This is a genomic window from Lysinibacillus sp. CD3-6 (genome assembly GCF_006351725.2).
Classification (GTDB): domain Bacteria; phylum Bacillota; class Bacilli; order Bacillales_A; family Planococcaceae; genus Lysinibacillus.
Genome location: NZ_CP085880.1, coordinates 431,847 through 443,884, shown reverse-complemented (window position 1 = coordinate 443,884; position 12,038 = coordinate 431,847). Strand labels below are relative to the sequence as shown.

13 protein-coding genes are annotated in these 12,038 nt (G+C 36.1%); 1 reads left to right on the top strand and 12 read right to left on the bottom strand.

Features of this window, described 5'->3' with window-relative positions; translation table 11 throughout:
* Window positions 1-18: 18 nt before the first annotated feature.
* The 11 genes from FH508_RS02075 to FH508_RS02025 form a co-directional block, all read right to left on the bottom strand.
* Window positions 19-834, bottom strand: coding sequence for a carbohydrate ABC transporter permease (locus tag FH508_RS02075; protein ID WP_139859899.1), 816 nt, complete (start codon window positions 832-834; stop codon window positions 19-21).
* Window positions 831-1,718, bottom strand: a complete 888-nt coding sequence (locus FH508_RS02070) for a carbohydrate ABC transporter permease (RefSeq protein WP_139859901.1) — start codon at window positions 1,716-1,718, stop codon at window positions 831-833. Before FH508_RS02070 ends, FH508_RS02075 begins: the two co-directional genes overlap by 4 nt.
* Before the next feature lie 191 nt (window positions 1,719-1,909).
* Window positions 1,910-3,220 carry an ABC transporter substrate-binding protein gene (locus FH508_RS02065; RefSeq protein WP_217270278.1) on the bottom strand — a complete coding sequence of 437 codons (1,311 nt, stop codon included), beginning with the start codon at window positions 3,218-3,220 and terminating at the stop codon, window positions 1,910-1,912.
* Between the two features lie 27 nt (window positions 3,221-3,247).
* Window positions 3,248-4,261 carry an asparaginase gene (locus FH508_RS02060; RefSeq protein ID WP_173478708.1) on the bottom strand — a complete coding sequence of 338 codons (1,014 nt, stop codon included), beginning with the start codon at window positions 4,259-4,261 and terminating at the stop codon, window positions 3,248-3,250.
* 109 nt (window positions 4,262-4,370) lie between these two features.
* On the bottom strand, window positions 4,371-4,799 hold the full coding sequence (gene fucU / locus FH508_RS02055) for an L-fucose mutarotase (RefSeq protein ID WP_173478709.1): 429 nt from the start codon (window positions 4,797-4,799) through the stop codon (window positions 4,371-4,373).
* Window positions 4,800-4,819: 20 nt separating this feature from the next.
* The gene (locus FH508_RS02050; RefSeq protein WP_173478710.1) at window positions 4,820-5,713 is read right to left on the bottom strand and encodes a fumarylacetoacetate hydrolase family protein; all 894 of its coding nucleotides are present in this window, start codon (window positions 5,711-5,713) and stop codon (window positions 4,820-4,822) included.
* Window positions 5,714-5,740: 27 nt separating this feature from the next.
* Entirely contained in the window at window positions 5,741-6,514 is a 774-nt protein-coding gene (locus FH508_RS02045) for an SDR family NAD(P)-dependent oxidoreductase (protein WP_173478711.1), read from the bottom strand.
* Window positions 6,511-7,326: an SDR family NAD(P)-dependent oxidoreductase gene (locus FH508_RS02040; protein WP_173478712.1), complete on the bottom strand. Its 816-nt coding sequence runs from the start codon at window positions 7,324-7,326 to the stop codon at window positions 6,511-6,513. Before FH508_RS02040 ends, FH508_RS02045 begins: the two co-directional genes overlap by 4 nt.
* A 23-nt stretch (window positions 7,327-7,349) precedes the next feature.
* A complete protein-coding gene (locus FH508_RS02035; RefSeq protein ID WP_173478713.1) occupies window positions 7,350-8,510 on the bottom strand; it encodes a UxaA family hydrolase in 1,161 nt (386 codons plus the stop codon).
* A complete protein-coding gene (locus FH508_RS02030; RefSeq protein ID WP_173478714.1) occupies window positions 8,507-8,836 on the bottom strand; it encodes a UxaA family hydrolase in 330 nt (109 codons plus the stop codon). The genes FH508_RS02035 and FH508_RS02030 overlap by 4 nt, the downstream gene beginning before the upstream one ends.
* Before the next feature lie 16 nt (window positions 8,837-8,852).
* Window positions 8,853-9,692, bottom strand: a complete 840-nt coding sequence (locus tag FH508_RS02025) for an amidohydrolase family protein (RefSeq protein WP_173478715.1) — start codon at window positions 9,690-9,692, stop codon at window positions 8,853-8,855.
* 594 nt (window positions 9,693-10,286) lie between these two features.
* Between FH508_RS02025 and FH508_RS02020 the strand changes: the two genes are divergently transcribed.
* Window positions 10,287-11,303, top strand: a complete 1,017-nt coding sequence (locus tag FH508_RS02020) for a LacI family DNA-binding transcriptional regulator (protein ID WP_173478716.1) — start codon at window positions 10,287-10,289, stop codon at window positions 11,301-11,303.
* A 39-nt stretch (window positions 11,304-11,342) separates the two neighbouring features.
* Here FH508_RS02020 and FH508_RS02015 read toward each other — a convergent pair whose 3' ends face one another.
* Window positions 11,343-11,879 (bottom strand): hypothetical protein, encoded by a 537-nt coding sequence (locus FH508_RS02015; protein WP_173478717.1) that lies wholly within the window; start codon window positions 11,877-11,879, stop codon window positions 11,343-11,345.
* Window positions 11,880-12,038: the final 159 nt, after the last annotated feature.

Genomic DNA, 12,038 nt, shown 5'->3' with positions numbered 1-12,038 from the left:
ATAATCACCATTTCATTGCTATTCTTTGACTGAACCTGCCGCAAGACCACTTTCAATTTTCTCTTGGAATAGAAGATAAACGACTAAAGGCACTAATATTGTGATGACGATGGCAGCCATTAATGGCCCGTATTCTGATCCTCTTTCACCACTAAAGTTTAATAGACCCAATGCAATTGGTTTTAAGCGGTCATCATTAATAAATAAAAGTGGGAACAGAATGTTATTCCATGCACCTAAAAAATTAAAAATCGAAACAGTCGATATTGCTGGAACAGACATCGGCAATATTACTTTGAAATATATTTGGAAATAACTCGCACCATCCATAAGTGCTGCTTCTTCCAAAGAGGCGTTAATGCCTTTCATAAAGCGTGTTAACACTAAAATACTAAACGATAAAGAAAACGCCACATACAGCAGAACTAATGCGACTAAGTTATTTTTTAATTCTAGTGCCCCAATAATATAAGAAACTGGCACAAGAACTGTATGCATCGGTATCATCATACCTAGCAGGAAAAACAATGCTAAAAATTTATTCACTTTAAAGTTAAATCTTGATAATGTAAAGGACGCCATCGAAGAGACAATCGCTAGGATAATAACGGTTGCCATCGAAATAAGTATACTATTTAAGAAATATCGACTCATATTCGCTTCACGCCAAGCAATTACATAGTTCTCAAATCTAAATACCTCAGGCAAGCTAAAGGGTGAACTAAATATTTCTTTATTTCCTTTAAGAGAAGAAACTAATGTAAATAACATCGGTTCAATAAACAATAAAGCCATTGCTATGACAAAAACATATAATATTATTTTCTTTTTCATTGATTCTTCTCCTTCCTATTCATGATTGCTTCACTACCGATAGTCAATACGAGCGCAATGACAAAAATAATGACCCCTAATGCGCTACCAACGCCATAATTATTGTATCTGAAGGCTTCATAATACATTAAAGTAGTCGGCAAATTGGTTAGTCCATTCGGTCCTCCCTCAGTCATAACAAAAATTAAATCGAATACTTTCACTGTCCCAATAATATCCATTAAAATACATAAAGTAATAATTGGCTTTAACATAGGAACAGTTATATGGAAGAACTTTTGTACGGCTGAAGCTCCATCCATCTCTGCCGCTTCATATACTTCTTCTGGTATCGTTGTTAATCCTGCTAATAGGATGACCATGTAGTATCCAACACCTGCCCAAATGTTCACAAAAATAATTGCACCCATCGCAGTAGACGAGTCAATTAACCAGCCTTTAGCTAAGTCTGCAAGCCCAATAAATTCTAATAAGCTATTTAAGGAGCCATTCGGCATAAAGATAAAGTACCAAAGTAAACCAATAGCTGTAAGTGGAAAAATAGTAGGTACAAAATAGATGACTTTAAAGAATCGATGTCCTCTAAATTTTGTATTAATAGCAACTGCTAGCAATAAAGCGATTGGTGTATGGAATAAAACGCTAAAAAACACCATGCCAAACATATTTTTTAAAGAAATAAGAAAGTCTTTATCTTTAAACACATTGAGATAGTTTTCTAAACCAACAAAATTTAATGGTGCTCCTTTAATGCCATTCCAATTGACAACGGAAAAATAAAGGGCGCCTATCATAGGTATAATAAGGAATAGAATATAGATTACTAAGGCAGGTAAAGTAAATAGAAAAATTTTCGACTTATCTCTATTTGTTTTTACATTCATCTATTCCCCTCCATTTCTTAAATTTTTTGTAATCCTAATCAAATACAATGTCTCGTATAAGCTTTAGGCGGACGCTTTTTACGGGCAAGCACCGAGTAGCTTTCCTCGCTACGCACGGTGCTTACTATTCCCGTTAGAGTCGCCGCCTTTTAGCTCATCTAAATGTTCATTGTTCTTCTTTGAAAAACTATTTATTTAGATTTATCAATTTCATCTTGAATTTCTTTTGCTGCATCTTTAGGCTTACCACCAATTAAGATACTTACGATAGAGTTTCTTGTTCTATCTTGCATAGATGGTAGTGGATCGAAATCGAAGACATCTACTGCAATGCCTGTTGACGTAGCACCTAATTCAATATTGTGTAAAAACAATTCAGATACTTTCGAGTTATCAATGGCGATATCTGATCTTGGAATTAAGAACTGCGCTTCCTCTGCAAATCGTTTAGCTGCTTCAGCAGAAGTAAGCATTTTTAAAAGCTCAATCGTATATTCTTTTTCTTTTCCTTCAAGTTTGCCATTCACCATATATGGGCTAATAATTTGCATATCTTCATCTTTAAACTCTGGTTTTTCATCAAAATATGGGAATTTCGCAAGTTTAATAGCATCCGCGTATTCTGTCTCACTGGAATTTGTAAATTTACCGATATTCCATGGACCAGTAATAATCATCGCTGCCTTCCCTTCAAGGAAATCTGCCACAGCAATCTCATCGCTTATACCAGCAGCACTTTGACCAAATGCATCTAACTTATTTAAGTCTTCAACATACTCTAGTGTTTTCACAACCTCTGAATCAGTCCATTTTAATTCTCTAGTGCCTAGTTTCTTTGCTGCTTCTGTTCCCATCCATTTATAAAAAATTTGGTTGTGTAAATGTCCCGCCATATATGTTGCCTTTGCCCCAAGTGCAATAGGTGTTACATCGATGCCTTTTAACTTTTTAACTGCTGCTGTTAGTTCACTCCACGTTTCAGGGAATTCATTAATACCAGCTTTTTTAAGTAGTTCTTCATTATAATAAACACCAATTAAACCAGACTCCATTGGAATTCCATAAGTCCCCTCATGACCTGGCACTTGATAATACTTTAATGCACCTTCTGTGAAATTTTGTCCCCATTCAGGATCATCCTTTAAAATTGGGTCCATATCCATAAGTAAGCCACTTTCAATATATTCGTTTAAATTTGCAACACCTTGTACTCTAAAGATGTTAGGTAAAGTGCCAGATGCAAGATCTGTTTTCAGCTTATTGTTAAATGCTGATTCATCACCTTGCGATTCATCCACTACCACTACATCGGAATGTTTTGCTTCAAATTCCTTTATAATATCTTTGTAGATTTGTGCCTGAGTGCTTGTCCCAGCCATTCTTGTTAGCAATCTAATTTTTACCTTACCATCTGCATTATCACTAGCATCACTCGAACCACCACACGCTGTAAGTATAGTAGCTAATAAAACCATCAATACGACTAACATCTTTTTCTTCATAAATTTCATCCCCTTTGTAACAAATTTTTATTTTGTATTTGGTGTTAATGCAAATACCTCACGGATTGATCCTACTTCAATACCTCCATCGCTTTTAATGATGCTAGGTCTTAGCGAGCGAATATTAGCAATTGTTTCTTTATTTCCATAGTCTATTTGCTCTAAAATCGCAGCAATTACATTTGGCCAAACGTCTTCTGAGCCATCTAAAACTTTCAATGCGAAACCTAAACGTTCTTTCTTCAAGCCAAAGCAATAAACACCTTTTGCTCCGCCCTTTGCTACAATATTTCGATCTTGCAATAACACTGAGCAAATAAAGTTTTCAGACGCTACCATGTTGAATTCATTGTTCATCATTGTTGTCATTCGCTCTACCGCTTCTCTAAGTTCCAAATCTTCAATTAAATCTGGACAAGCTAATTTCAAACTTGTAATAGCCATATTGTGCAGCGGTATTGCGAACACAGGTACACCACAACCGTCTACTCCGACATGAATTTCAGATAGCGGTGTTTCAGATAAATAAGATAGCGTTTTCAAAATAAGCTGTTGTAGGGGATGGTCTATATTCCAATAACCCTCCGTTGGGAAACCCATTTCACGACACGTTGCAATAAAGCCCATATGTTTTCCTGAGCAATTATGAAAAAGTCGTCTTTTCTCAAGATTTTGTCTTAACATTGCCTCTTTCGGTTCCGCATTTAAAGGGTACGAATATGGACAAAATAATTCATTTTCATCAATAGCTAATTTTTCTTTCATCGTTTCCAGCGCTTCTATATGATACGTTTCTCCACGATGCGAAGCAGTAAATAATGCCGCTTCCCTATCAGTTAAGCCATACTTCAAATCAATTTTAGATAAAAATGCGGGTAGTGCTTGAATTGGTTTTGCAGCAGAACGGAAATATGTATTATGTTGAATATTACCAACTTGATATATTGCCTCTTTACTGTCATTTACACCACAAACAACGCCAGAATGAACATTTTCCAATAAGTTCGCTCTTGTTTCTTCTACTAAAACTTTAGAATTCATAATTCGCTTTCCCCCGTTACATTAGAATGACCAAATTCCCGATACGCTTGTATTCATATCGAGTTTACGGTGAACATTCAGTTAATGTTCATCCTCTCGAAAATACCAATTATTTGATGACACCTTTTGTTAAAATGATGTTAGCGTACTGCGCTTTTTCACTTGTTGCGACTACAGCAAATGCCTTTTTTGTGCGCTCGTAAAATTCAAAGCGCTCCATAAATTCGAATGGAATTGGAAATTCAGATTGACGTTGAACGATTTGTTCATACTCTTTCCAAATCGTTGGTTCCACCGTATCTCCAGGAACAACTGCCATTAATTGAATCGGATGTTCCACATACGTATCAATAGGAAAGAACGCTAATATTGCTTCTAATAATTCTGGAATCGTATGTCCATCACATCGGATTAACTGTTGGGCATGGCTGGCAGCGGGAAAATTCCCGTCCGCCAACACAATTTCATCTCCATGCCCCATCTCCATCAATACTTTCATTAAGTCTGGTGAAATAATTGGAGGAATCCCTTTTAGCATAGTTATTCACACTCATTTCTTTAATCTTCTGCTACAAAGTAATTTGTCAGAGAACCTAATTTCTCGATTTCTACAGTTACTTCATCCCCTTGTTGAATATACATTTGCTGCTCTGCAGGATATCCGAACACTACGCCTTCAGGTGTACCTGTTAAAATAAGATCTCCAGGCTCTAATGTCATATGTTGAGAAATATAGCTAATAATTTCAGCACAATTGAAAATCATATCCGCTGTATTTGAGTTTTGTCTTATATCTCCATTTACATATGTTTTTAATGCCAAATTATTAGGGTTCTCTATCTCATCTGCCGTCACTAAGTAAGGACCAACAGGACTGAACTTATCGCACGTTTTTCCTAACAACCATTGTTGTGTTTTCATTTGCAAATCGCGTGCCGATAGATCATTGACAGTGCAATAACCAAAAACATGATCTAATGCATTTTCTTCTTTTACATTTTTTATCTTTTCACCAATAACAATGCCAAGCTCTACCTCATAATCAAGTTGCTTTGTTACAGTTGGAATTGGAATAGCACTTTGATGGCCAGTTAATGTATTATCAAATTTATTAAATAAAATAGGCACTTCTGGATATGGTGCATTCGTTTCATCTGCATGTTTACGGTAATTTAAACCAACGCAAATAATTTTATGAGGTTTTGTAACGCATGGTCCCCAGCTGATTTGACTGTCCTCTATAAATACTGCACTTTCTTCTACTTCTATTGCCTGAATAAAATTTTGCAGCTTTGCTATCTCTTTTTTATTACAAGAAAATAGAGACGCTAAATCGGGTAAGTTATTAAAATTCGAATTTTTGTCCATCGATGCTGCTATATCGATAATGCCTTGCTTCGTTTGAACGCCTAATTGATAGTCGCCCTGTTTTTCAAATGTTAATAGTTTCATAGTCATTCCTCACGTCATTTCGTAATATTAAGCATTTTTCCCAAAAACAACGCCACCATCTATGTAAAGCGGCGAGCCCATCATAAAACTGGACTCATCAGATGCTAAAAATAAGGCAGCTTTCGCAACATCTTCAGGTTTGCCTAATTCACCACTTAGCTGTCTTGTTTTAATACTTGCAATGGCAGCTTGTGGATTGTCATATGCATTCTTTAAATAATTTTCTACAAATGGTGTAAAAATCGTTCCTGGCAATAAAGCATTTACTCGAATATTGTAAGGCGCATAATCTACTTGCATCGCCTTAGTTAACGATAAAATAGCTCCTTTTGTTGCTGAATATAAAGCACGTTGCTTTAAGCCCATTTCTGCAGCGCATGAAGACATATTAATGATGCACCCGCTCTTCTGCTCCATCATGTAAGGGACAATGTATTTGGTTGGCAAATAAACGCCCTTTACATTTACGCTCATTACTTTATCCCATACGTCTGGCTCAACCTCATCTATACGTCCAACATTACTGATGCCCACATTATTAAAAAGGATATCAATTTTTTCGAACTGCTTTGTAATCTGTTCAGCCATCTCTTTTACAGCTTCAGGATTCGTTACATCTGCATGATGAAATGTTGCGCTTCCTCCGTTATGTTGAATATCCTTTACAGTACCTTCACCATTTTCCTTATGAACATCGTTGATGATAACGTGGGCTCCTTCTGCTGCAAACAGCAGGGCTGTAGAACGACCAATACCACTACCACCACCAGTAATGAGTGCTACTTTACCTTGTAATCTCATAGCAGCAATTCCCTTTCTTGTTCTAAATGATCTTCTGGCTGTGCGGCTTTCACAGTAAGCCCGCCATCTACCATTAGTAAATGTCCGTTTATTTGCATCGCTTCCTCCGAAGCTAAAAATACAACGGCATCAGCAATTTGTTTTTCAGTACCTAGTCTTTTCATTGGATTCGCTTGAATTTCTTTTTCTAAAATACTTGGATCTTCAAGATATTCCTGGCACATATCTGTAGCTACTGTACTTGGACCAACGGCATTAATATTAATATTATATTTGCCTAATTCAATCGCTAAAGCTTTAGTTAAATGACTCGCCGCCGCTTTTGAAGAAATATAATGTGGAATAACTGGGCTTGTCACAAGCAGACTTGCCGTAGATGTAATATTAATGATTTTACCGTAACGTTTTTCAATCATTTTTTTAGCTACTCTTTGGGAAGTTAAGAAAATGGATTTTACATTTGTTTGATACGTGTTATCCCAAGTTTCTTCTGTTAACTTCATAAAAGACTCAAATGGCGCAATACCAGCGTTGTTCACTAATATATCTACATGGCCAAGTGTGCTCTCTACCTCATCAATCATGTGATCGACTTCTTGTTTAATACCTACATTCGCTTTCACTACCATCGCTCTGACATGGAATCGTTTCTCTATTTGTTCCTTTAACATTTCGGCCTTTTCTAGTGAACTTTGAGATGTATAGTTAATGGCAACGTGGGCTCCTTCTTCTGCTAATCTTTCTGCAATAGCAGCCCCTATCCCCCTACTCCCTCCTGTTACTAGGGCAACACGATTTTCAAGTTTTTTCATATTTATTCTCCCAACTTTACTGTTTATAGACTAATACCAATTCTGCTAATGCTAAATTCTTGATGGCCTAAAATCTCGGCTTTCGTTTCCTGGCCTTTTGCTACATTGACAATCGATTCAAAAATGCGTTCACCTGATTCGTCCAACGTTTCTTTACCTTGTAAAACAGGGCTAACGTCTACATCGATATTGTCTGCCATTCGTCTGCCAGTCATTTCGTTACCTGTTATTTTAATAACAGGGATAATTGGATTTCCTGTCGGTGTCCCTCTTCCAGTTGTAAAGCAAACAACATGAACTCCCGCCGCTGCCATACCTGTCACACATTCGATATCATTCCCTGGCGAATCCATGAAATAATAGCCTGTGCCTGGAATTTCTTCTGCGAAGTCTACAACCCCTTGAAGCTCGGCTGTTCCCGCTTTACTAATACAACCTAATGACTTTTCCTCAATTGTTGATAAGCCACCTGCAATATTACCTGGACTAGGGTTTCCTCCACGCATATCGACACCCATCCGTTCAACTTCGAGTTCAAATTGCTCAACACACTTATATAATTTTTGTTGTACATCATGATTAATTGCCTTTGCAGCAACTAGATGCTCAGCACCTATGATTTCTGTAGTCTCACCCATGACGATAGTGCCACCAGCATTCAAAATAGTATCAGCTGCTCTGCCAAGTGCAGGGTTACTACATAATCCTGACGTTGCGTCAGAACCGCCACATTTCACACCAACAATTAGCTCTGAAAGTGGAATATCTATTAACGGTATATCTTCTATTTTTTTCAGAAGCTCCTGTGCCACTTCCACACCTTTTTGAATTGTTTTAACGGAGCCACCTTCATTTTGAATGTCTATCCAAACAACAGGCTTACCCGTTGCTTCAATTTCTTGCTTGATGTCCTGAGCATTAATGACTTCACAACCAAGACTAACAATTAATACAGCACCGACATTCGGATTTTTTCCCATTCCAACTAATACTTTATGTGTTCTCTCTTTATCAGCGCCAACTTGGCTACACCCATGTTGGTGAGGTATAGCGACTGCCCCTGGAACTTGTTGTTGAATTCTCGAAGTAACCTGATTTGCACACACCACTGTTGGTAAAATTAAAAGATGATTTCGAATACCAATTTTTCCATTGTCTCTTCGATAGCCCTTAATAACTGTCATTGTTGCGCACCTCCCACATGTTTATCTCCACGTCCACGTATGCCTTCGATATTGTGAACATGCACGTGATCACCTGGCAAAATGGCAATTGATGCCGCTCCTATTACTTCACCGTATTTCACAATTTCCTCTGCCTTATTAATAGGCGCAATCGCAACTTTATGACCAAAGCTAACATCTTGTCGCAATGTTACTTCATAAGCTTGGTTGCCTATTGTGTAAAATACACTTTCGCCTTTTTTCACATCTGTTAAAAGGGTTGTTACATTGTCCTTTTCATCCATTACAATGCAAGTTATCCCTTGTTGATACGCCATTTCTGCCATTCCTTCGCCCTCCCTCTTATAATTTATAAAAACGCTTTGCATTTTCTCCAAATATGTTTTCTAAATCTTTTCCAAGTATGTTTGTAGGTAAGTTTTCCATCAAAATTGTCAGTACATCGTTGTATGTACCTGCTAACTGACAAACAGGCCAGTCACTGCCAAACATCACGCGATTCGTCCCAAATACATTTACAACATGGTTGATATAGGGCTGAAATTCTTCAATTGTCCAATTTTTATGCGTTGCTTCTGTCACTAAACCTGAAATTTTACACATCACATTCGGGTACATTGCAATTTGTCCTATTTCCTCTTTCCAACCTTCTAGCTGTTGTTTTGCAATATTTGGCTTTGCAATATGGTTTACTACTACTCTTAATTGAGGAAACATTTTTAATAATTTTAGTATGTAAGGAAAATGCCTTGGCTTTATTAAAAGATCGAGCGGAACATCATACTGTACTAGCAGTTCAATGTTCTTTAATACATCTTTTCTTAAAATCCAATCATCTTCATCCAAATCTTGTAACATAGGTCGCACACCTACAAAACCATGATGTTGGTGTAGCTCCTCTAAATGTTGCTTAAAGTTTATTTCCGTTAAATCTAACCAGCCGACTACTCCTGCAATCCATTCATGCTCTTCAAACAAATTTAATAAAAATAATGTTTCATTGATTGTTGGTGCAGCTTGGACTACGATTGTTTTATCAATTTGATGTTCGTTTAAAATTGGATATAAATCATTAGGCATAAAATCCCGATAAAGCTCTGGTAAATCTTTGGTTAACCATTTATAATCATTCCTTGATAACTTCCAAAAATGTTGATGTGAATCAATTATTATATTCGACACCACCTTTGTTAACTTTTATGTTACCGATAACACAAAAGTAACAAACGTAAAATTACATGTCAATACTAATTTCTGAAAATAATCAAAATTCAAAACCAAGGTAAATAGATGGTATTTCTAAGAATATTACACACTTAGTAGAGTAGAATCGTGAAAATGAACGCAATTCATTAGATGCATAGACATGTTTGAACGTTTCATTTACCAAGCACAAATGTTAAAAAATTTTTGATATGAGTAGGTTAGAAAAATGGATGGTGATGTAGATTTTCAAACCACATGCTATAATGACTTGAGAAAAATGGTGGATGCACATCGGGGAGCTTTAAACGAAAAATGAATTGTATTATTTTATTTTTGGCTCTATTGAAGCGCTTTCCCTCTTGGATTTAATTATTGGAAAGTATAGAGTTAGAAGAAGTACAATAATATTAGAACTAATTATGTAAAAATAATCCAACAACTTATGACTAATCACGATGACTTTAGTTTGAAATAAAATGTATCTTCATTCGAGATATTTTTTGCGTAGAATCGTTGCGCCAGCAGTAGGAATAATACAAAAAAATTAACAATGTAAGGTAGGTACGATAGGTGACAACAATATATGATATTGCAAAAAAAGCTAACGTTTCTCCTATGACTGTTTCAAGAGTCATTAACAATAAGGGAAATATTAGCGAGAAAACAAGAAAAAAAGTAGAGGCTGTCATTCAAGAACTAAACTATATCCCCAACTCCGCTGCTAGAAGTTTAAATATAAAAAAAACGAAGCTTCTTTCATTAGTTATTCCTGATATTACAAACCCCTTCTTCACAAAGGTTGCAAGAGGAGCAGCAGACAAGGCGAATCAAATGGGCTATCAGCTTATGCTGTGTAATACTGACGAGGATCCAGAAAAAGAAAGTGGCTATATAGACGCTCTTATTTCCAAGATGGTAGATGGCGTTATTATCGCACCAACAGGGAATCAATCTAAAAAAAACTTAAAAAAGCTTGTGAAAAACAAAGTGCCCTTTACATTAATTGATAGGATGATAGATGATTTTCCTTGCGATATGGTGTTGGGAAATAATCATGAGGGAACAAGAGAGTTAGTGCAGCATTTAATTGATCGAGGACATAAAAAGATCGCTCTCATTCATGCACCTTTAGATATTTCTACATCCAAAGAGCGTTATCAAACATATGTAGAAACTTTAAAAGTGAATGATTTAGCTTTTAATAAAAATTTAGTTATCCAAACACATTATAAACAAGAAGAAGAATGGGACACTATCAATGGTTTACTGCTATTACCTGAGGAAGAACGACCTACTGCCATCTTCGCAGCTAATAACTTTATAGCAATTAACGCAATTACAACACTGCGCAACAAAAATATCCGAGTGCCAGAAGATATTGCCGTTGTCTGCTTCGACGACTTAGAGCCCTATTCTAATTTAGATCCTTTCTTCACAGTAGCTTCACAGCCCGCATATGACTTTGGTTATATGGGGACACAATTAGTTATTGAACGAGTTGAAGGAAACGGACCAAGCGAATATCGCAAAATTAATCTTCAACCAAAGCTTATCGTTAGAAAATCATCAAGTACTTCTATTGTCTAAAGGCTATTCAGACAGCAGTAAACTCGGAAAATTTCGAGTTTACTGCTGTCTTTTAAAATTCAGAATATTTTGGGTGACTGGCACTCTTATCATGGTTGTGCACTCATAATTACTACATTCAAAATACAAGGGTTGATCCGATTCGCTTGTTGTGATCTTCACTTTATATTGGAAGGGGAACCCATCACGTTTTGTATACTCGCCTACCTCTACAGCTATTATTTTTTTACTATCAAGATTCAAAGCTTCATAAGCATTAGAGGTACCCGTTAGTAAAATCTGCTTTCGTTGAAAGTCTTCATGTTTCAGATTATTAAAATACATAATTCCAGCAACTATAACAACAAAATTTAGGCAGATTGATAATATAGCACCTGTATACAAATAACGATTTTTCTTATTTTTAAGTCCATGTGCAAATACCAACACTAATATTGTACAAACCGCATACATCACTGTGAAAATAATGGTTGTTCTTTCATTAAAGGACATTTGATATATAAATAAAATAAAAATATAAATGAGAAACAAACTTATCCATAATAGTATGTATCTAGGTTTTTTTACTGTTTCCATATTCTAACCTCCTACAGCTTATTTGGTAATATAATTATAATTGATTCATTCCTCTATATTCCATTTTAAACCAATTCGAGTTACGCACATTCGGAATAAAAGGAAACATAACCTCATACACCGCTAATTTCTTCTTTAACATAATAATAATGCTCTATG